Annotated in this window: 22 protein-coding genes; 6 read left to right on the top strand and 16 right to left on the bottom strand. The window is 53.5% G+C overall.

What is annotated here, in order from left to right:
• Positions 1-6: 6 nt before the first annotated feature.
• On the bottom strand, positions 7-834 hold the full coding sequence (locus U5L07_09295) for a hypothetical protein (protein MDZ7831930.1): 828 nt from the start codon (positions 832-834) through the stop codon (positions 7-9).
• Between the two features lie 67 nt (positions 835-901).
• On the opposite strand from U5L07_09295, the gene U5L07_09290 reads away from it, so the two are divergent.
• Complete coding sequence (locus tag U5L07_09290) at positions 902-1,126, top strand: hypothetical protein (protein ID MDZ7831929.1); 225 nt, start codon at positions 902-904, stop codon at positions 1,124-1,126.
• Positions 1,099-1,809: a YkgJ family cysteine cluster protein gene (locus tag U5L07_09285; GenBank protein MDZ7831928.1), complete on the top strand. Its 711-nt coding sequence runs from the start codon at positions 1,099-1,101 to the stop codon at positions 1,807-1,809. The genes U5L07_09290 and U5L07_09285 overlap by 28 nt, the downstream gene beginning before the upstream one ends.
• A gap of 6 nt (positions 1,810-1,815) precedes the next feature.
• Here the strand turns inward: U5L07_09285 and U5L07_09280 are convergent, their stop codons facing one another.
• Positions 1,816-2,400 (bottom strand): acetate uptake transporter, encoded by a 585-nt coding sequence (locus tag U5L07_09280; protein ID MDZ7831927.1) that lies wholly within the window; start codon positions 2,398-2,400, stop codon positions 1,816-1,818.
• A 304-nt stretch (positions 2,401-2,704) separates the two neighbouring features.
• The gene (locus U5L07_09275) at positions 2,705-4,042 is read right to left on the bottom strand and encodes an AarF/ABC1/UbiB kinase family protein (GenBank protein ID MDZ7831926.1); all 1,338 of its coding nucleotides are present in this window, start codon (positions 4,040-4,042) and stop codon (positions 2,705-2,707) included.
• Positions 4,043-4,345: 303 nt separating this feature from the next.
• Here U5L07_09275 and U5L07_09270 point away from each other — a divergent pair, with 303 nt between their 5' ends.
• A complete protein-coding gene (locus U5L07_09270; GenBank protein MDZ7831925.1) occupies positions 4,346-4,540 on the top strand; it encodes a hypothetical protein in 195 nt (64 codons plus the stop codon).
• Positions 4,541-4,578: 38 nt separating this feature from the next.
• Here U5L07_09270 and U5L07_09265 read toward each other — a convergent pair whose 3' ends face one another.
• The 3 genes from U5L07_09265 to U5L07_09255 form a co-directional block, all read right to left on the bottom strand.
• Positions 4,579-4,980 carry a type II toxin-antitoxin system death-on-curing family toxin gene (locus U5L07_09265; protein ID MDZ7831924.1) on the bottom strand — a complete coding sequence of 134 codons (402 nt, stop codon included), beginning with the start codon at positions 4,978-4,980 and terminating at the stop codon, positions 4,579-4,581.
• Positions 4,977-5,204 carry an AbrB/MazE/SpoVT family DNA-binding domain-containing protein gene (locus U5L07_09260; GenBank protein ID MDZ7831923.1) on the bottom strand — a complete coding sequence of 76 codons (228 nt, stop codon included), beginning with the start codon at positions 5,202-5,204 and terminating at the stop codon, positions 4,977-4,979. Before U5L07_09260 ends, U5L07_09265 begins: the two co-directional genes overlap by 4 nt.
• A 136-nt stretch (positions 5,205-5,340) precedes the next feature.
• A complete protein-coding gene (locus U5L07_09255; GenBank protein ID MDZ7831922.1) occupies positions 5,341-7,908 on the bottom strand; it encodes an amino acid permease in 2,568 nt (855 codons plus the stop codon).
• Between the two features lie 174 nt (positions 7,909-8,082).
• On the opposite strand from U5L07_09255, the gene U5L07_09250 reads away from it, so the two are divergent.
• Positions 8,083-9,057, top strand: a complete 975-nt coding sequence (locus U5L07_09250; GenBank protein ID MDZ7831921.1) for a calcium/sodium antiporter — start codon at positions 8,083-8,085, stop codon at positions 9,055-9,057.
• A gap of 13 nt (positions 9,058-9,070) precedes the next feature.
• Here the strand turns inward: U5L07_09250 and U5L07_09245 are convergent, their stop codons facing one another.
• The 3 genes from U5L07_09245 to cysK form a co-directional block, all read right to left on the bottom strand.
• Positions 9,071-10,027: a hypothetical protein gene (locus tag U5L07_09245; GenBank protein MDZ7831920.1), complete on the bottom strand. Its 957-nt coding sequence runs from the start codon at positions 10,025-10,027 to the stop codon at positions 9,071-9,073.
• A gap of 198 nt (positions 10,028-10,225) precedes the next feature.
• Positions 10,226-11,509, bottom strand: coding sequence for an O-acetylhomoserine aminocarboxypropyltransferase/cysteine synthase family protein (locus U5L07_09240; GenBank protein MDZ7831919.1), 1,284 nt, complete (start codon positions 11,507-11,509; stop codon positions 10,226-10,228).
• 22 nt (positions 11,510-11,531) lie between these two features.
• The gene (cysK, locus tag U5L07_09235) at positions 11,532-12,458 is read right to left on the bottom strand and encodes a cysteine synthase A (protein ID MDZ7831918.1); all 927 of its coding nucleotides are present in this window, start codon (positions 12,456-12,458) and stop codon (positions 11,532-11,534) included.
• Positions 12,459-12,712: 254 nt separating this feature from the next.
• Between cysK and U5L07_09230 the strand changes: the two genes are divergently transcribed.
• Both U5L07_09230 and U5L07_09225 read left to right on the top strand, forming a co-directional pair.
• Positions 12,713-13,213 (top strand): DUF2780 domain-containing protein, encoded by a 501-nt coding sequence (locus tag U5L07_09230; protein MDZ7831917.1) that lies wholly within the window; start codon positions 12,713-12,715, stop codon positions 13,211-13,213.
• 166 nt (positions 13,214-13,379) lie between these two features.
• Complete coding sequence (locus tag U5L07_09225; protein ID MDZ7831916.1) at positions 13,380-14,057, top strand: lysophospholipid acyltransferase family protein; 678 nt, start codon at positions 13,380-13,382, stop codon at positions 14,055-14,057.
• Between the two features lie 36 nt (positions 14,058-14,093).
• Here the strand turns inward: U5L07_09225 and U5L07_09220 are convergent, their stop codons facing one another.
• From U5L07_09220 to hcp, 7 genes are all read right to left on the bottom strand, one after another.
• Complete coding sequence (locus tag U5L07_09220; GenBank protein ID MDZ7831915.1) at positions 14,094-15,047, bottom strand: serine acetyltransferase; 954 nt, start codon at positions 15,045-15,047, stop codon at positions 14,094-14,096.
• 276 nt (positions 15,048-15,323) lie between these two features.
• On the bottom strand, positions 15,324-16,499 hold the full coding sequence (nifS, locus tag U5L07_09215; GenBank protein ID MDZ7831914.1) for a cysteine desulfurase NifS: 1,176 nt from the start codon (positions 16,497-16,499) through the stop codon (positions 15,324-15,326).
• Entirely contained in the window at positions 16,496-17,329 is an 834-nt protein-coding gene (nifU, locus tag U5L07_09210; protein ID MDZ7831913.1) for a Fe-S cluster assembly protein NifU, read from the bottom strand. Before nifU ends, nifS begins: the two co-directional genes overlap by 4 nt.
• 152 nt (positions 17,330-17,481) lie before the next feature.
• Positions 17,482-18,339 carry a heterodisulfide reductase-related iron-sulfur binding cluster gene (locus U5L07_09205; GenBank protein ID MDZ7831912.1) on the bottom strand — a complete coding sequence of 286 codons (858 nt, stop codon included), beginning with the start codon at positions 18,337-18,339 and terminating at the stop codon, positions 17,482-17,484.
• Positions 18,336-18,923, bottom strand: a complete 588-nt coding sequence (locus U5L07_09200; protein ID MDZ7831911.1) for a 4Fe-4S dicluster domain-containing protein — start codon at positions 18,921-18,923, stop codon at positions 18,336-18,338. The genes U5L07_09205 and U5L07_09200 overlap by 4 nt, the downstream gene beginning before the upstream one ends.
• A gap of 12 nt (positions 18,924-18,935) precedes the next feature.
• Positions 18,936-19,256, bottom strand: coding sequence for a cupin domain-containing protein (locus tag U5L07_09195; protein ID MDZ7831910.1), 321 nt, complete (start codon positions 19,254-19,256; stop codon positions 18,936-18,938).
• A gap of 184 nt (positions 19,257-19,440) precedes the next feature.
• Positions 19,441-21,069, bottom strand: a complete 1,629-nt coding sequence (hcp, locus tag U5L07_09190; GenBank protein MDZ7831909.1) for a hydroxylamine reductase — start codon at positions 21,067-21,069, stop codon at positions 19,441-19,443.
• Positions 21,070-21,172 lie beyond the last annotated feature (103 nt).

Raw genomic sequence — 21,172 nt, 5'->3', positions numbered from 1 at the left:
TTTGCCTTAGTGCAGCGGAAAGGATGAAGCGGGCGGGAATAACTGATTGAAGCGAAGCGGCTGATAGCTGGCCCGCAGATAGAGCTGCGGAAACTGCCGGTACAGGTCCGAGCGGTTGTACAAGGCCTTTAACAAGCGGGTAATGTGGCGGTCGCCCGACCAGATGGTCTTGGACTCATTATCCATCGCCGCCTTGGTGCAGCAGTTGGAGACAAAGTTGATGTCCGTGGCACACGGGGGGTCCCGGTGTGCGTCGTCAAAATGGCTTTCAAAGAAAGAGACAATCTCGCCGTGCAGCGAGGTTTCTTTATAATCAAAAACCCGGCCGGTAAACTCCAGGGTTTTTAAAAACATGTCAATATGATCCAGATAGATCTTCTGATACCGCCAGATCTTTTCAATCCAATCCTCATTATCCCGGCTGCGGTTGTAATAGGCGTGAAAAAAATTCTGCAGCCCGTAATTTAATTCCGCATGGATCTCGACTGAGATCGATATACAGGGGGTGTATACGATTTCCTCAACCACCCGGATAAAGCGTTTGAGCTCATTAAACAGCATGGGCAGATAAACCGCATACGACCGCTTGTTCATTCGTTTAATAAAGCCGATATAATTGAAAATCTGATTGATTTGGGGGGATTTGACATAGGCCGGATACCGGGGACAGCCGCTGCTGTATAGGTTCTGTGTTCGGCGTGGGTCCTTAATTTTCGGGACAGGGGAACCCTCAGGGATATAGGGGGTCAATATATTGGAATCAACAATATTTTCATATTGATTGTGCTTAAGTAAATCTTTCAGTATATATGGATAAGCGGCAGCCGGCTGCATTAGAAGCCTCCTGTGTCCGCCCGGGTGAATAAAACCCCCGGCCTGCAAGGCCTGCCAGTGATGTACGGTGGAAAAAACAAATTTATCTGCCCTGCGATTTGCCGGTCAAAAAACTGAAGTGCTGGTTTTTGAGTATATTACTACCCCAGCCCCTGCTAAAAAAGCATTTGCAATACATGCGTTTTACACTACTATATTTATCCAAAACAATAAAGCCCAAAATAAACAAGCCTTTCGAAAACCGGAACTGGGGGAGGCGTTTGTGTGTCCGCCCGAGACCAAACATTTTTAACCCCGGAAGAGGCGATAAGGGCCATCCGAGCCGATTTCACCCAGTACCCGCCGCAAACCCGCCTCTTTCTCGAATTAAGCCCCATGATCCTGGGACCGGAAGTCCCGGTCATTGCGGATCCGCATCAAGACAGCGTATGGATCGCTGTTCCAACCCGTCGCAAACGGCGGATGCGAAAAATCAGCTTCCGGGAGCTGGGTGCCTATCTTTGCCACACCTTGGAAATGGTGCCCCCTGAGACTTCGCGGCTCGTGCGGTTGTGTGAATATGTCTTCGAGACGCCGGCAACGGCCGGAAAAGACCAGACTGACGGGCGGGCGGGCATCTGGCTTGAGACCGGCATGAAGAATTTTGAATGCCGGCAATGCGGCCGCTGCTGCCGGAGACTGGACTACCGGTTTGAACTCACCGATGCCGACTACCAGCTATGGGTGGATCAAGGCCGGACCGATATTCTGGAATGGGTGGGTGCATTCCGCAGAAACGGCCGAATTGTTACCTATGCCATATGGATTGAGCTTGGCACGCGCAGATATGCGCCAATCTGTCCCTGGCTTAAAAAAATTCCGGGCACGGACCGCTGGGAATGCAGCATCCATGACGTAAAACCCGAAGTCTGCCGGGAATATCCCGCGACCCGGAAGCATGCTCAAATTACCGGGTGCGGGACATTCAAAACCTAAACAGCTCTATATTTCGCTCTCCTGAACCGCTTTGGCTTCCCCGATGGGCAGCAGCACTTTGCCGTGGGCCTCATTGATGATCTCGGCCATAGCCAGATAAATCGCGCTGGCCCCGCAAAAAATCCCTTCATACCCGGCAATAATGCCAATGGTCGCGTTTCCGGTCCAATCCCGGATGGCCAGCAGCCAGAAAAGAATCACCAGGGTCAGAAATATGGTCTGAAGCGCCCGGTTTTTCTTTAACGTGCCGATATACATGAAAAAGGTGAATAACCCCCACATAAAGAGATACCATCCCATAAATCCGGCCGGCGCCGCATCGATGAGCCCCATTTTCGGCAGCAGTACGAGCCCGACCAGGGTCAGCCAGAAATGGCCGTAGGAAAGAAAGGCCACCAGCCCGAATGTGTTGCCCTTTCTGAACTCAAAAATCCCGGCAATAATCTGGGCGATGCCGCCGTAAAAAATGCCCATGGACAGCACCATCGCGCCCAATGGGAAAAAACCGGCATTGTGAATGTTCAAAAGCACAGTAGTCATACCAAAGCCCATCAGGCCGAGCGGTGCGGGATTGGCCAAATTGTCCTGCATACAGATCCTCCTTTGAAAATGGCTGGTTATTAAGCTCTATGAAGGGGTTGAGAGTAAATTTTAACACCGTATTTAAATGTAAACGCTGTTTGAATTTTGTCCAATTTTTTTCATGCTAACAACAGAATTTTTTCAGAAATTTTTCAGTTACTGTTGATGGACTCGTAAAAAGTCGATTCTGGGACGGCAAAGAAAAAAGTTCAAGATCGCGGCGCGCAAATCCCGAGGAATGCAGCGTACTTAATCGTACGTGAAATTCCGAGGGATGCAGCGCAACAAAGATATTGGACTTTTTGCGAAGCCGTCACTGTTCGGGCGGCTGCCGGATGGAATAGCCGGCGGATTCCAGCTGTTCGATGAGAAGGGCCCGCCAGTTGGCGCGGGCTTTTAAATGGCAGAGATTGCCGAAATGGCCGGAGAAAGTCCGGTCGATGAAAATGACATCTTTGGGGAAGATAAAAGACATGGATTCATTCACGTATTTGTGACCCAGCGAAATAAGCCGGGAATATATGTCCGCATCCTCGCCAAAGGTAAAATGGTTTCGCGTATCAATGATTTCCTGGAACACGTCGGCAAAATCCTTTGCCATCTCCCAGGAAACCTTCTCGCCCGAAGCTTTATGGACCCCCATGGACTTGAGAATTTCCGGTATTCGCGGGTACTCATGATTCATCACCGCTTCAACCAGCTGCACGTACCCGGCGCACAGGCGCTCCGGGACTTCTTTCATACACCCGAAATCATATACGATAATGCCGCCGTTCTCCAGAAATGCAAAATTGGCAAGATTGGGGTCGGCATGCAGAAACTTGAACTCAAAAAGCCCGCGCATCGCAAAAGTGATAAGCGATACGCCCCAGTCGCTTCTTAACTCTTCGCGGTATGCCTCGCTGGTGGCCGCGGTCGAGGAAATCCCCTGGACCAGCTCCATGCCCAGCACATGACGGCTCGTCATTTCATCAAGAACCTCCGGGATGATGACCCGGTCATCGTCCTGGTAATATTCCGCAATTCGCCGCATGTTGGCGGCTTCGTTCTCGTAATCGAGCTCCTCAAGCAGCCGGGCATTTAGCTCCTGCCAGATCTCCTCCATATCCATCCGGGTAAACATGGAAAAGACCCGCTTTAAAATCCCCTTAAGCGTTTTCAGATCCGAGCGGATCACCTCATCAATGCCCGGATACTGGACTTTGAGCACGATTTCGCGGCCGTCTGTTAACACCACGCGATGCACCTGGCCGATGGAGGCGGAGGCCAGCGGGGTTTTATCAATATGGGCAATATGCTTATAAGCGGGACCCAGCTCAGCGCGGATCATCGCCAGCATTTCTTCAAACGGCACAGACGGCGCCTGCTGCTGCAGGCTCTTAAAAACCCGGATCACTTCTTTGGGAAACAAATTGTCATGGAGGCTCAGCATCTGCCCAATCTTCATGGGCACCCCTTTTAGCTGGCCAAGCTGCTCGGTGACCCGCTGGGCATTTTTTAAAAGGGTATCCATCCGGTATTCGTCTTTTTGATCCGAATCCCGGAAAAAATTGGCCATGGTGTTTCCGGCCATGGACACCCCCACACGCCCCGCCAGCCCGCCCAGCCGAAACATGCGCTGGGTGGCGGAACGGATCAATTTTTTTGCCATATTATCAAGCCCCTAATTTTTCATTTATTTTTCAATATAACATCAAATAACCTGGTCTCCAAATAAACATCAATAAATACATTCTGGACATTAATTTAGGGGGTATTCCCGGCGCGGATAATCCAATGGCGTTTAGCATCGTCACAATCATCCTGCTGACCATTGCCGCCGGCCTCATCTGGCTGTTCAGGCATATCCGATGGCTTTGAGCTTGCCTGTCTCCAGCGCTTCTGGTAAATTTAATCGAACGCTTGAAAACATTATTGCAATTGCTTGATTTGAAGAATAAGCCGGGTTTGCCTGATGCCTGATCAATTTCAAAAAAAGCGCATCCTTCACCAGCGCCGCCTGATTACCGAGATGATCGAGGCGTCCATGCGGCTCGCGATGGAAAAAGGGCCGCATCCGCTGACCCCCGGCTGCAGCTGCATTGCCTGCGTCAACAAGCGCAAGCGCAAGCTTGACGGTCCGCCGAAGCCCTGGCGCTATTCCCTGTAAACAAAGACCTGAGCGCGATACTTGAAGGCCTCATCAAATCAGACATCCGCTTTATTCTTAAGAGTGTTTTGACGCAGCCATTCAGCCAGATCCGGCTCTTTAATTTCCCCTTGGGCGCATTTCAAAAATGTAATCACCCTTTCAGCCGGCGGGGCGGTCATCCGATATCCGTTTAACTCTAAAAAAAGGCGGGTGACGGTATAAGCCGTTCGTTTGTTGCCGTCATAAAACCCATGGTTCTGGATAAGCGCATATCCATAAGCGGCAGCCAGATCAAAAACATCGAACCGATTTTCAGCATAAAGGGCGACTGTTTGCGGCCGATTGACAGCGCTCTCAATCAGGCCATAATCCCGGATGCCGGGCAAGCCGCCGTGATCGTCAATCTGACGGTCGTGGATGGCTAAAACCGTTGCGAGCAGAATCCACCGATAAGTCATTTTTTGGACAATTCCCGAAGAATATCCCGGTCTTCATTCATAATCTGCTCTGCCGCATTCATCTGAACTTCAAACTCCTCGTTATACGGCGTGATCCGGAAACCGTCCCTGGCGTCCGTCAGATAAATGGTTTCCCCTTCACGGACCTTGAGCTTGGCCAATGTCTCCCTGGGAAGGACAATCCCAATGGAATTTCCGATTTTTCTTAGCTTTATGGCATACATCGCATCCTCCTGCACAAATTTGTTAATACAATTGTAATAACAAACTTTGACGCGGTCAAGGCAATTCGTACGCGCCCCCACTAAGTATAGTAGGTTGGGTTAAGCGCAGCGAAACCCAACCTACGCGTATACGGGTCTAATCCACCGATTCCTCTTTTTCTTTCTCTTCCGGAATATCCGCCCCTATCTGACGGGCCATGCGGGTTAAATCCTCCACCCGGGCGGCCAGTTTTGCGGCTTCCCGGCCAGCCTGAACGGCCCGGTTTTTGGCATTCATCACCTCCTGGTTCAACTGCCGGATGGTCTCTTCTGACTCCCTTTCTTCGATGGCCTGCTGCCAGGCGGTGATGGCCGCCTCTGCATCGCGGGAGGCTTTTTCCGCCTCTTTTTCCGCGGCTTTCTCTTTTTTGTGGGCATCATCGAGCTTATCCATGGCTTCGGCAATCTCGCCGGCCTGCCCCGCCTCGGGCTCTGCGGAGAGATCCACATCCTTTGCCGCCAGCACCGCCACGGTCACCGGCAGCCGGGAGAGCAGCCCGGAGAGGTCATTGCCGAAGGGATCCTTGGGCTCTTCCTGGATCAGCCGGAACGGCAGAAAGACCAGGGCGGCGTCCTCGGAATAGGCTGCCACCGCATCGGCATTCGCACTTGCCACGATCTCCGGTTCCCCGGTTATCCGAATCTCGGAAAGGGTCTTTTCAAGATCCGCCACCGTCCGACCGGAGACAAACACATCCGCGCTCACGTCCAGCACCCGAATCTTGGTCCCGCTCCACGATTTATTCTGACAAACCATGTAGGCGAAAAGAATCATCAGGCGGCTGGTGGCATCGCCCCGCCACCATACATCGATCCGCCGTTTTTCCGCCGGCATCTCCTGGAGCCTCTGCCATGCATCTTTTCCGGCGGAAAATAAAAGAATATTAAACCCCTGCCGAAAGGCGGTACTCAAATAGATGCCGAACCGCTTGCTCCGATATTCGGACGGCGCATTGTCGCTTCGCCCGATCCAGTTGGTCATCATGGTGTTTGCCTTCAACGGACCGATGCCATAGGACTGGACCAGGGATTGAAGCGCCAGCCGGATGTTGGGGCCGTTTACCACCAGGGGGAACATATCCGCCTCTACCGCATGAATATCTTTGACCAACTCCTCACTCGCATCGGCCTTCGGCTTGCGCATCTTGCCGCCCTCGCCCTGGAGGATGCGAACCACCGTTGCAAACCCGCTCTCCCCCTGCAGCCAGTCCGCAAACCGGAGCAAGGGTTTGCGCCGATCAGAGTCATCCGAGAACACCAGCAGATTGGGCCGCCAGTCCCGCGGGTGCTCGGGCGCCTCGGCCGCTTCCAGCAGATGCTGCCGGATCTGCTGGAACCGGTAAGACCTGCGGCTATCCGCCCACCGGGCCGGACCGGCGGTTCGCCTGATATACTGAAACACGGCGAATAAAAGCGCCAGGGCCACAATGCCGGCAGTAATATCAATGGCCAGCATGGCCCCCAGACAGGCAAGCCCGCCGGCAAGGCTTAAGCGCTTATCATAGAAGCGGAATTTGGGCCGAAACGAGGGACTGGCCGCGCGGGCCTCAAAATACGTCGCATAATTTAAGAGCCCATAGGAGATCAGAAAAAACATGGATACAATCGGGGCAATGAGGTTCAGGTTGCCCAAGGCGATGGTGAAAAGCGCGATACCGCCGGCCAGGAGCACCCCGCGCCGGGGGTTGTTCGTTGATCCTACGCCCTTGGCAAAGGGGAGCAAAAACGGAAATATGCGGTCTGCGGAAAGCGATTGCAGAATCCGCGGGGCGCCCATAAACGAGGCCATGCCCGAGGAAAGGGTGGCTGAAATCACGCCGGCCAAAACCAGCGCATCAATGGCTGCCACGCGCTTCATGGCATGGTAATCTGTTGCCAGAATATCGCCCGGAAGCGAAGCCGCAAATACCACGGCCGCCACGAAATAGATGACAATGGAGACCCCCACGGCCGCAAAGGTTCCGTTGGGCAGGCTTTTGCCCGGGTCCTTTAAATCGCCGGACATGCTCACCCCTTGGGTAAACCCGGTTACTGCCGGAAAAAAGATGGCGAATATGATCCAAAACGGCTGGGTATCGGCCGGGGCTGAAAAATTTTTCACCAGCATGGCGGTATCCCAGCGCAGAGCGCCGCCCACAAAAAAGGACAAAATGGCTGCTGCCAATATGGCCATGACGATAAACTGAAACCGGGCGGCCCAGTCCGCGCCCAGCCAGGCGAATATAAAAAGCAAAAGTACCGCGGCTGCGGCAATCATCTGGGAAAGCCCCGGCATGGAAAAGGGCACCAAGGCCGCCAGGACTTCGCCAAATCCGATACTGTAGAACGCGATGGAGACCGACTGGGCCAAAAACAGCACAATGCCGATGGCCCCGCCGAATTCCAGGCCCAGGGTCCGCGATATCAGGTAATAGTCTCCCCCGCCCTTGACCTTCATATTGGTGGCAATGGCAGCCAGCGACACCGAGGTTAACACGGAGATGGCATTGGCCAGGGCAATAATGACCAGGGCCAGCCCCAGGCCGGCGTTGCCCACCACGTAACCCAGGCGCAGAAACAGGATAATGCCCAGGATGGTTAAAACGCTGGGGGTGAACACCCCGGCAAAGGTGCCCAGGGTGCCGTCTGTTTGGGTTTTGGAAGCGGTTTTGGCTTGGCTGCTCATAATCTCATCAATCCTATACGGTCTTACTTCTTTTTGCGACGCCATCCAATTTTTTTATTAACAAGCAGCAAAGGTTATGGCAACATGACAATCACTTTATTTGGAGCCTATTTTCAAAATATAGCCTGCCATATGGCATTACCAAAAACCGATAAAAGTTAAATTAAACCGCCAATGACCCATTTACTCCCTTACATTTTGCTGCTCGCCGGATTCGCCCTGCTGATCAAGGGGGCGGATCTGCTGGTGGATGGCGCATCCGCCATTTCCCGGAGATTCGGCATCTCGGACCTGGTCATCGGCCTGACCGTTGTGGCATTCGGCACGTCTACGCCCGAATTGTTCGTCAATATCGCGGCCAGTTTCAAGGGCAGCACCGGCATTGCCATCGGCAATGTGCTGGGCAGCAACATTGCCAACATCCTTCTGGTTCTCGGGCTGGCGGCGCTGATTCGTCCCCTTCGGGTGACCCGCGGCACGGTTTGGCGCGAGATCCCGTTCAGCCTGCTGGCGGCCCTGGCCTTGTGGGCCGTAGCCAATGACAACCTGATCGACGGATGGGCGTATTCGGATATTTCCAGATCCGATGGCCTGATTTTTCTCATGTTTTTCGCCATCTTTCTGTATTATTCGGCAAGCATCGCCCATGTCGGCAGCAGCCATCAGGCGGAGCCGCTGCGGCTGAATCAGGGCGCGGGCAAAAGCGTGCTCTTAGTAATCGCCGGGCTGATCGGACTGACAATCGGCGGCAAATGGATTGCCGACGGGGCCGTGCATATGGCATCCGTCTTCGGCTTGAGCGAGGCGCTGGTGGGGCTTACCATTGTGGCCATCGGCACCTCTCTGCCTGAGCTCGCCACATCGGCAATGGCGGCCTACAAAGGCAATGTGGAAATGGCGGTGGGCAATGTGGTGGGCTCAAACATTTTCAACGTTTTTCTTGTCCTGGGGATCAGTTCAGTGATTAAGCCGCTGCCTTTTCAGCCCGCAAGCAACCCGGACATCGGCATGGTCGTGCTGGCCAGCTTTATCCTCTTTGCCGCCATGTTCACCGGGAAAAAGCAGTCTCTGGATCGGTGGGAAGGGGCGCTGCTGCTGGGCATTTTCGCCGCCTATATGACCTTTCGCATATTATCTGCGATACAATAATGCGCGGCTTGGCTTAAGCGTCTAATTCCGCCCCCGCCACGTGCTCGCGCCCCACGATTACCCATATCCCGCCCTGTTCAGGCATATGAGCGATTTTATATCTTGCCAGGCTCAATTCATTGGCCCTGTCATCAGACGCATCATCATCTACGATCCCCAGGCGGCTGAGCCGAAGAGAAACCGGTTTAAACGCGATCAGATCCTGCGGCCTGTAAAGGATGCCAAGTATATACTGAAAGTTGCTTTCACTGTCTCCCAGCTCATTTTGAATAGACGCAATTTTCTTATCAATATCATTGAGGACCTGCTTTTCCGCCGCATATTCTTTATCCCCTGCCCGGCCGCTGCGGGGATTTACCTTAAACGCCAGAAGATCCCGCTGCTGCCTGAGCTCGGCCTCCCACGCCTTTAAATCCCGGGTCTGGCCAAACGCCTGCCGGCAAATGGAGGTCAAAGCTTCTTTCTGGAGCCCTGTTTGGGCGGCGGCCAAATCCGCGGCCGGGGCGACAAATTTATGATCCGCAAAAGATATGGCCCGCTGCGGCACATCCCGGCGGAAAATTTCGCCTTCCTTTGCCGTCCCGAAAATGGTTTTCTCATGCCAGGCGGCCGTCAAAAGCGCAACGCATTGGGGTGCAGCCGTTTGTTTGAAAAATTTATTCAACGGCTCACTGGCTTGCAGGGCCTTTCTAATGGCATCAGAGTTGACAAACAAGGCATTTAATGCCGGATCCGAATTCCAATGATCCGGTATGCATTCAACCGGCCCCGGAACCTGATCTATCAAACCGGAGACATGGTCCATGGCGCTATGGACCGCATCCATCAACGAGGCCCGGTTTTTGCGGGTTAATATCAGGTTCGGGCATCGGGTCCGGATGATGCGCTCCACCCCCTCCATAGCGGGTTTTAGCTGCCTGCGACTTTTTGGGCGGCGACCAAATATATCCAGCAATTTTTTCAGCATCATCACCCCTATCCCTGCCTCTGAGCTTTACGGTTTTTAGGTTTTGGGTATTAGGTATCAGGTGTAAAATTAAAGGGTTCAGGTTTCAATGTTCAGGTTTCAATGTTCAGTGTTCACAGTTCAGTGTTCACAGTTTAAAGGATTCAGTGCCTTAGTGCCTCAATGACTTTACCCGAGCGCAAAAATTTTACACGCCAGCGCTCATCCCGCCAATGCCTGCTCCAAATCGGCCCGGATGTCATCGATACTTTCAATGCCCACGGAAAGCCGGATCATGTCCGGCGAGAGGCCGCCGGCCAGCTGCTGTTCTTCTGTAAGCTGGGAATGTGTGGTGCTTGCCGGATGCAGGGCCAGGCTCTTGGCATCCCCCACATTGGCGAGGTGGGAAAAGAGTTTCAGCCGGTCGATAAACCGCCGGCCGGCCTCCCGGCCGCCTTTGATGCCAAAGAGCACCATGGCGCCGAAGCCTTTGGTCAAATATCGGCTGGCGACTGGATGCGCCGGATCATCCGCCAGCCCGGGATACCGGACCCATTCCACGCCCGAATGGGATTTCAAAAAATTCGCCACTTTCATGGCGTTTTCGCAATGCCGCTCCATCCGAAGCGGCAGGGTCTCCAGGCCCTGCAGAAACAGCCAGGCGTTGTCCGGGGAGATACAGGCGCCCAGGTTGCGAAGCGGGACCTGCCGCATCCGGATAATAAACGCCTTGTGATTATCCACGCCCAGGTCGTGGGCGAATCGCAAATTGAAATTGCTGGGATCCGGGGTATTGTAAAGTCCAAACTTGGCATCGGTCCAGTCGAACTTGCCGCCGTCTACCACGATCCCGCCGATGCCCGTGCCATGGCCGCCGATCCATTTGGACAGGGAATGGACCACGATGTCCGCCCCGTAATCAATGGGCCGCAAAAGATACGGCGTGGTAAAGGTTGCGTCCACAATAACCGGCAGCTGATATTTTTTCCCGATTTCAGCCACCGCCCGGATATCTGTGACCTCAAGGGCCGGATTGCCGATTGTTTCCATGAAAAGCGCCCGGGTTTTCTCCGTAATGGCCGCCTCAAAATTTTTAGGTTCCCGCGGATCCACGAAGCTCACCCGAATATCGAACTGCGGCAGAATGTTGTTGAACATGGTGACGGTGCCGCCGTAGAGATTGTTGGCGGAAACCACCTCATCGCCGGCAGCACAGATATTGATGATCGAATAATAGATGGCCGCAGTGCCGGATGCCAGGGCCAGGGCGTCGGCCCCGCCCTCCAAAGCGGCCATTCGGTTCTCCAGCACCGCCTGCGTGGGATTCATCATCCGGGTATAGATGTTGCCCGGCCGCCGCATGGAAAAAAGATCCGCCGCGTAATCAGAATCATCAAATACATAGGAGGTGGTCCGGTAAACCGGCACCGCCCGGGAACGGGTCTCAGCATCCGGCGTATGCCCGGCATGCAGGCAAAGGGTATTGAACTGATAGGAATCTGGCATAGAGGTTTTCCTTTCTAAGAACTTACTCGGATAAAAAAAGGTCCGTGCTGATATAGCGCTCACCGGTGCTGGGCAGCACCGTGACGATGGTTTTCCCTGCGGCCTCTTCCCGTGCGGCGATGCGCAGGGCGGCCGCCACATTGGAACCTGACGAAATCCCGCACAAAAGCCCTTCTTCCCGGGCCAGCCGACGGGCGGTTTCAAAGGATTCCCCGGCCCCCACAGTAAGCACCTCATCGATAACCGAGCGGTCCAGCACCTCCGGTACAAAACCGGCGCCAAGGCCCTGGAGTTTATGGGGGCCCGGCTCCCCGCCGGAGAGTACAGCCGAATCCGCGGGCTCCACGGCCACTGACTTAAATCCGGACTTTCGCTCCTTGATCATTTGGGCCACCCCCGTAATCGTGCCGCCCGTGCCCACACCCGCCACAAAAATATCCACCCCGCCTTCGGTATCATTCCAGATCTCTTCGGCTGTGGTCTCCCGGTGAATTTTGGCATTGGCGGGATTGGAGAACTGATCCGGCATAAAGGCGTTCTTATTGGCGGCTAAAATCTCCTGTGCGGTCTGAACCGCCCCCTTAATCCCGTATTTGCCCTCGGTCAAAACGAGCTCCGCCCCGAGATGGGAAAGGAGCTTTCTGCGCTCCATGCTCATGGTCTCCGGCATGGTCAGACAGAGCCGGTAGCCCTTGGCGGCACAGATAAAGGCCAGCGCAATGCCGGTGTTGCCGCTGGTAGGCTCCACAATCAGGGTATCCGGTCCGATTTTCCCCTCTTTTTCGGCAGCTTCGATCATGGCCGCGGCAATCCGGTCCTTGACGCTTCCCAGGGGATTAAAGAACTCGAGTTTTACCAAAATTTCCGCGTTCAGGTCCGCGCTCATCCTTTTAAGCCGAACCAAAGGGGTCGCCCCGATCGTATACCGGACGGTAGAAAAGACTTTCATAATTATTGATCCTTCGTCAGCTGAAGATTAAAAACCGATGCCCGGCTAAGCCGTCAATACTTGTAAGAATATCCCTGGCATGCAATAAATTCAAACCATAAAGTCCAAAAATTTTAATATCGCCTTGCGTTTGCCCCACTGGGATAATAAAGTTGGATTAGTTTAGCGCGAAAATTGAACCATTATTTTTAGGTTAACCTCTCGGGTTAACCCCATTAATCCATCAGAATCTTATAGCCATTGGAGAAATTATTATGAAAACAGGAGTTTTTATTCGTATCGGGATCATATGCGGCCTGCTCGGTTTCCTTTGGACCGGCCCGGCTTTTTCCGCGGATACATCAAACGCAATGGGCCTTGTCAAAATGCTTACCGATCAGCTGGGGGTAACTGAAAAACAGGCCACCGGCGGGGCCGGCTCCCTGTTCCAGATGGCTCAGAAGGGTCTTTCGGAAGACGAGTTTGGCAAGGTTTCAGAATCGCTTCCGGGGATCAGCCAATTGATTTCCGCTGCTCCGGATGTTTCAGAATCATCCTCCGGGTTGTCCGGTAAAATGGGCGATGCCGCGGAAGGACTGGGATCGCTCAAAAAGACCGCTGAAAATGTCAATCGGCTCAATACGGTGAAGAATCAGTTTTCCAAACTGGGACTGGATGAGGGGATGGTATCCCAATTTATCCCGATTGTTTTAAAATATGCCAACACCCAGGGGGGTGAAACGGTGATAAATCTTTTAAAAGGCGTATGGCAATAAAGCAACTCAAAGAGGTGCTCAAAATCCGTCCATACTGTCATTTCGAGCGGCGGCGAGAAATCTTTTCCTACAAGATTCCTCGTCGCTTGCGCGCCTCGGAATGACAGTGGCGCAAGGTTCTAAAATAAATATAAATATGGTTGCCCCCTCGTAAGAAAAAACTACCATGGCAAGCAAGAAACAAATTGACTGGAAAACAAGGCTACTGTTTTCCGCCGCATCATTTATTTTTTATGCCCTCGCCCAGATGATCTACCGGACCTGCCGGGTGACCGTATTCGGCAAGGAACATGAGGATCAATACCTTCGCAAGAATAAACCCCTCCTTTTTGTTTCCTGGCATCAGGGCCTGCTTTACTATGTCTATCACTTCCGTAACAGAAATGGCCTGATAATGGTAAGCCAAAGCAAAGACGGGGATTTAATTAACCGAGTTCTCCGCCTGTTCGGTTTTCAATCCGTCCGGGGCTCAAGCTCCAGGGGCGGAAAAGAAGCCATGTATGAAATGATTGAACAGGTCAATCAAACCGGGTGCAGTGCCGGTCTGGTGGCAGATGCGCCCAGAGGCCCCTTTGGCGTCGCCAAGACCGGCATTATTAAAATCGCCCAAAAAACCGGTCTTCCGCTTATTCCGGTGATGTGCTGGGCCAACCGCAAAAAACTCTTTAACAGCTGGGATAAAACCCTTCTGCCCCTGCCGTTTAGCCATATTATCTTTTTTTATGCCCCGCCCATTTTCGTCCCGGCGGATGCCGATAAAGAACAGATCGAAAAAATTCGCCAGAACCTGACCGATCAGTTAAATCAGATGCACCGGCAGGCCCAGGCCTACTTCGCCGCTTAAAAACGATTTGTGCCGCTCCGTCATTTTCCTGCCTTCTCAGCGATAGATCAGCCGCGGGGAGTCCAGCAATACCGTTGTCCCCGGCGGCACGGATTGGGTGATCCAGACATTGCCGCCGATAACCGACCGCGCGCCGATAACCGTGTCCCCGCCCAAAATGGTGGCCCCGGAATAGATGATCACGCCCTCTTCAATGGTGGGGTGCCGCTTTTTATCCCGCATCTCATCGCTCTTGTCCGTGGGCACGGATAAGGCCCCCAGAGTAACCCCCTGATAGATGCGGACATTGGGCCCGATTTCCGTGGTCTCGCCGATGACGATGCCCGTCCCGTGGTCAATGACAAACCGCTCACCGATAGCCGCACCCGGATGAATATCAATGCCGGTCTCGCAATGGACGTATTCGGTCATCATCCGGGGCAAAAGCGGAATCCCCATCTCGTGAAGCCGCCTGGCAATCCGGTGCACGGTAATGGCCAGTATCCCCGGATAGCTGAAAATAATCTCATCATAGCTTTTTGCCGCCGGATCGCCCTCAAAGCAGGCGATCACATCCTGGGCGAGAATATCCTGGATCTCCGGAATGGCTTCAATCAGGCCAAGCGCATGCTGATAGCCCTGTTCCGTGCAGTCCGAGCACTCAAGATCATATTTATAACACTCGTGGCGGATGCTTCGCGAAATCTGCTCGGCCAGGATATCAAAAAGTTCGGACACGGTCTGGCCGATATGATAGCTTAAATTGGCCGGATCGAGCTTCGCCCGGCTGAAGTAGCCGGGAAACAGAATTTCCCGGAATTTATGGATCATCTCTATTACCGCGGTCCGCGAGGGCAGCTGCTCATAGTCGACATGGGAATAGCAGCGCGTGTCATCGCAGCCGCTGGCTATTCGATCCACCAGCTCATTGAGCCGGCTGCGGTATCTGGAATAACTATAAATTTCATCGCGGCAGGCGGACGCCCTGCGGGCTTCATCATCTGGTTTCATAGTTAATAGCCTGTTTCAGCCTTCTTTTAAGCATGTAAGGTCGGCACGGTGGCCGACCCTACAAAATGTCGGCATTATCGCGTAGGGCGGGACCACCGTGCCCGCCTGAAAAATAGATAGAACAAATTTACCGTGCCTCATTGCCTCATTACCTCATTGCCTCAGTACGAATCAGCAGGGTGGATAAGCGATAGCGCATCCGCCAAATGTTTCGAGTTCACAGTTCAGGGTTTAAGAGACTCAGTGCCTCAGTGCCTTAGTGCCTCAGCGCCTTATCTACTGCGTCTGGCAGGCGGCCCGCTTCCAGAAAGGCGACATATGCCGGAGACGGTCAATGACCGCCGGGAGGTTATCAATCACAAAATCAACCTCCTCATCCGTATTGTAGACGCTCAGGCTGAGCCGGATAGAACCGTGCGCGGCGGTAAAAGGCACCCCCATGGCGCGGAGAACATGCGAGGGCTCAAGCGAGCCGGATGTACAGGCGGAGCCGGACGATGCACAGATACCCAGCTGATCCAGCATCAACAGGATGGCTTCACCCTCCACATATTCAAAACTGACGCTCAGCGTATTCGGCAGCCGGCGATCTTTATCGCCGTTTAGCAAAACATTCGGAATATTCTCCAGTATAGCGGATTCCAGTTTGTCCCGCAACGACTTAACCCGGGCCATATCATCTTGCAAATGCTCTCCGGCAAGCTCCGCCGCCTTTCCCAGTCCGATAATCCCCGGGGTGTTTTCCGTTCCGCCCCGCCTGCCGCGCTCCTGGTGGCCGCCGATTAGAAACGGCGCAAACCGAGTTCCCTTTTTCACATAAAGCGTTGCGACCCCCTTTGGCGCATAAAGTTTGTGCCCGGACAGCGAGAGCATGTCCACCCCGGTGCGGCCCACATCCACCGGTATTTTCCCCACGGCCTGGACCGCATCTGTATGAAAGACGATGCCCCGCGATCTTAACCGGTCCGCAATCTCTTCGATCGGAAAAATAACGCCGGTTTCGTTGTTCGCCCACATCAGGCTGACAACCGCGGTATCATCGCTTAAATGCGCATACAGATAATCCAGATCCAGCATGCCGTGGCGATCCACCGGTACCCAGGTCACCCGGTAGCCGGTTTTGGCCAAATGTTCGAACAGATTTTTAATCGCCGGATGCTCAACCCGGGAGGTGATAATATGTTTCTTGTTCGGATGGGCTTTAAGCGCCGCCATTATGGCGGTGTTGTCGCTTTCCGTGCCGCTTCCGGTAAAGATAATCTCCTCCGGCGATGCCCCGATCAGCTCAGCTATTTTTCCCCTTGCCGCACTGATTTTCTGGCCCACCTGCCCGCCGAACGAATGCATACTCGACGGATTGCCGTAGAACTCGGTAAAATAAGGCATCATCTCGTCCAGGACCGCGTCTGCCACCCGGGTGGTGGCATTATTATCCATATAGATCACAGTCATTGTTTGACCTCCTTAACCACCAGCTCCGGTGTGACGAATTCCTGCAGCTTGGCCTCCACAAAATGCTTGAGCGTAACATCGGAAGTAGCGCAATTCATGCAGGTGCCGATGAGCTTCACGTAAACGGTGTCGCCCTCCACATCGATCAGCTCAATACTGCCGCCGTCTTTTTTAAGTGCCGGCTTGACCTCCCGCTCTAATGTCTCCTCAATCCTCTTGATTTTCTCAACATTGGTAAGCTTTTTTCCGGCAGCCGCCGGCTGCGCTTCTCTTTTGTGCACCGTGTCAATTATGGCCTGAATATTTTCATGGCAATTGCCACACCCCCCGCCGGCTTTTATATAATCCGTGACATCCTCAATGGTTTTCAGATCATGGGCCTTTACCACGTCTTCAATCTGCTTGTCCGTGACCCCGAAGCATTCACACACCACATTGCCTTCGGCCGCCGGGGCCTCACGAACCCCGCGATAGTTTAAAATCGCCTGTTTAAGGGCATCCTGGCCCATCACGGAACAATGTATTTTTTCTTTGGGAAGCCCGCCCAGATATTCGGCGATATTGTCGTTGGTGATTTTTTCCGCTTCTTCAAGGGTCATCCCCTTGACCAGTTCGGTAAGGGCCGAGGATGAAGCAATGGCACTGGCGCACCCGAATGTCTGAAACTTCACATCCGCAATCCGCTGGTTTTCATCGACCTTGAGCATCAGGCGCAGCGCATCGCCGCATGCCATTGATCCGACTTCCCCCACGCCGTCGGCATCTTCAATTTCCCCGACATTGCGGGGGTTCAAAAAATGATCTTTGACTTCGTCCGTATATTCCCACATGGCTAACACCCCCTTTTCAAACACCCTTTATCCTAAACTGTTTTTCAAGTTGAGTAAAATCCGCCCACACACTGCTACCTAAATTTAGATACCACATTGTGGCTTAACTAAAGATAATTCGTAATCTTTAAAGTTCAATCCCGAGCGGATAATCAGGCGATCAGTCGGCGGGACTTGAGCAGCGGGCGCGGATCGATCAGGTGCCGGCGGAACCAGCCCATACCGCCGCCAATGCCCATGGCAAGGGAGAGCAGTTCCGAAAAATGCAGCACCGGTATCTTTCCCGGCAGCGCACTCCGGATTTCAAGATTTAAATGGCACATGGCGCAGGCGGTGACCACACATTCAGCCCCTGCCTGGGCGGCGCCGTCCATAATTTTGCGTACACTCCGGGCGGCAATATCCGGTCGGGAAACCGATAAAAACGTGCCGCAGCATCGGGACTTATGGGACCAGGGCAGCGGTTCCGCCCCCAGGGATGAAAGAAAGTTTTCCATGGTGCCATGGAAGTTTCTTTCGTTTCGCAATTGCGGCGGCCTTGCCAGCATACAGCCATAATACGGCACAAACCGCAATCCCTTAAGCCGGTTTAAGCGATCCCCAAAGTTGCCGGCATCGGCCATGCCGGCCAGCAAATCAAAAAAATGGATGATTTCAAGTTCCGGATTAAAGGGCCGGCCCCAGCGCGAATGATACGCTCTCCGGGCGTCTTTGTCCTTTAAAAGCTTTTGATGGGTTATTTTCAGACGGAGATAACAGCTGGGGCATGCGGCAAGCAGGGGGCGGCCGGCCGGGGCCAGTGAAAGGTTCCGGGCGGGCAGCTGAGATCCGACTTCCGGGTCGACACTATGGGCGGATGATGACCCGCAGCAGTTCCAGTCATCCAGCTCAACCAGATCGATGCCGGATTGCCGGCAAAACGTTAACATTGACTGATTATTTTCCCGTGCCGAGGTGGCAAGAGAACACCCGGGAAAATATGAAATCTCCTTTAACCGGCCCGGATTCATTTCTTTTTCTCCTCCCGCTCCGCAACAAACAACTGCCGGATTTTTCCAAGATTTCTGACTTTTGACGGCATCAGGTCAAGCTTGCGCTTTGAAAGCATCTTCAGCCCTACATCCAGATCCTTGAACCAATCCTGCTTCCACAGCTTGTAGCGCATCATGATTTCCAGTTTATGGGTCCGGCCGTATCGGTGGATGGATTTCAGCACCTCGTTGTGGAACTTTAAAATATCCGGCTCCCCCACCTGAATTCCGGACTCCATCGCCATCTCCCGAAGCGTGTCCATGACCGCCGCCATATCGATCGCCTGGGGGCATTCCATGGAACAGGTATGACATCCGACGCATATCCAAATGGCCGAACTTTCAAGGGCTTCCCTTTTCAAGCCGAACTGGACCAGCCGAAGGATGGTATTGGGCAGATAATCCATATCCGCGGCAAAGGGGCAGCCGCTTCCGCAGCACCGGCAGTGCCAGCAGAGGCTGACATTGACCCCGGAGCGCCGAACCACCTCGCTTAAAAAGGTTGAATCCCTATCATGGGTTCGGTTGTTCGGCGGAGGGATATATTTTTCAACGCGTTCCATAAAAGTCACACCCTATATCGGCGGGGCAATGGTGACCAGCACCCGCATGTCGGTTTCTGCTTCGACGCCGTGGGGCTCGGCGATATCAGAGACCAGGACATCCCCGGTCTCTGCGGGTATCTCCGCCCCGTCTTTTCCCAGAAACTTGCCCCGGCCCTCCAGAACCGCAATGGTCAGCTGACCTTCAATATCATGGGAGTGGACCGGCAGCGTTTGCCCGGCCTTAAAGTTAAAATTGATTACCTTGAAATACGGGGAGTCATGGACCAGGTAATTGTACGGCGCATTCTCCTTGAATCCCACATCTTTGAACAGCTCATGTCGCTCCATCATATTAGGATTTCCTTATATTAAATCGGATTGTAACAATTATTTTCTGCAAATCTGGTTTTAAATTGTTCAATTTTACTTAAATTGTCATCTCGAGCGACAGCGAGAGATCTTTCAGTTGCTTATATCGCACAAAGATTTCTCGTCGCTGCCGCTCCTCGATAATGACAAGTCGGTAAATTCCCGTCTAGCCCAAAATGGCCTGCAAATCCTCATCCGGCGTATTGATGGGCATGATATTGAATTTGTCCACCAGCACGTTAAGCACGTTTTCCGACACAAACGCCGGCAGACTCGGCCCCAGCCGGATGTCGCGAATCCCCAGGTAAAGCAGGGTCAACAGGATGGCCACCGCTTTCTGTTCATACCAGGAAAGTACCATGGAAAGCGGCAGATCATTGACCTCCACGCCGAATGCGTCCGCCAGGGCGGAGGCGATCTGAATGGCGGAATAGGCGTCATTGCACTGGCCCACATCCAGGAGCCTCGGAATCCCGCCGATATCGCCCAGATCCTTGTCAAAAAACCGGAATTTGCCGCATGCCAGGGTCAGCACCACACAGTCCTCGGGCACTTTTTCAACAAATTCCGTGTAATAGTTCCGGCCCGGCTTGGCCCCGTCGCAGCCGGCAACGAGGAAAAAGTGCCTGAGATCCTTATTCTTGACGGCTTCAACGACCTTGTCGGCCACACCAAGGACCGCGTTTCTGGCGAAACCGACGGTCACCTTCCCCTTGTCCGTGTCTGCCGGAAAGCCGGGCAGTTCCAGGGCTTTTTCAATGGCCGGGGTAAAGTCCTTGTTGGCAATATGGGTCACCCCGGGCCAGCCCACCAGACCGGTGGTAAAAATATTGTCCTGATAGACTTCCTGCGGTTTCTGGATGCAGTTGGTGGTCATGACGATAGCCCCCGGAAATTCTGAAAACTCTTTTTTCTGGTTCTGCCAGGCCGTGCCGTAATGCCCGTAAAAATGGGGATATTTCTTTAGTTCCGGGTAGCCGTGGCAGGGCAGCATCTCCCCGTGGGTATAGACATTGATGCCTTTGCCCTCGGTCTGCTTAAGGATCTCTTCGAGGTCCTTTAGATCATGGCCGGAAACCAGAATCGCCTTGCCCTGTTTGGCGCCCAGGGGCACGGGTGTTGGCTCAGGATGGCCGTATGCACCGGTATTGCCGGCATCAAGAAGTTCCATGGCCCGCAGGTTGATTTCCCCGCACTTTAAAACCAGCCCCAGCATGTCATCAACGCTCTTGCTGGTATCCAGGGTGGCGGCCATGCCTTCATGGATAAAGTCAAACACCTTTTCATCCGTCTGGCCGAGAATCGCCGCATGATCCGCATACGCGGCAACTCCCTTGAGGCCGTAGGTCAGGGTCTCCTTTAAGGAAAGAATGTCCGGATCAAGGTCGGTCTCCGCCTCCACACCGACTTTCTCACCCTGGGCCACCATTTCATCCTTGGTCTTGGGCGGCACGAATGTGGCCGGGCCTTCGGTGAAATCGGTCCACCCGCCGGCGGCATCCACTTTCTGCTTTAACGCCTCCCGGTGTTTGACGCACTGATTGATAAGGTCCACAAACCGGTCCGAATCAAAATCCACATTGGTCAGCGTGGAAAAAATGGCCTCGCAGGTGAAATGATCGATGGCCTGATCCCGCACGCCGACCTTTCTGCCCTCAGCCGCGATCTGGGAAAGCCCCTTGACCGCATACATCAAAAGATCCTGCAATTCCGCCACATCCGGCTGTTTTCCGCATACGCCGATTTTGTCGCAGCCTTCGCCTTTTGAAGTCTGTTCACATTGATAACAAAACATCGTTTGCCTCCTTTTTGTATCATTGGTTTCCATCAATTTCAGATTCATAGCTTTTCGGGAATCGCCCCGATTTGACTTCATTTATACAGGCGTGTGGCAGGGG

Source organism: Desulfobacterales bacterium (assembly GCA_034520365.1).
In the GTDB taxonomy this organism is placed as follows: Bacteria; Desulfobacterota; Desulfobacteria; order Desulfobacterales; family Desulfosalsimonadaceae; genus M55B175.
Note: the sequence above shows the minus strand (reverse complement) of the source record. Positions and strands in the feature narration are given on the sequence as shown.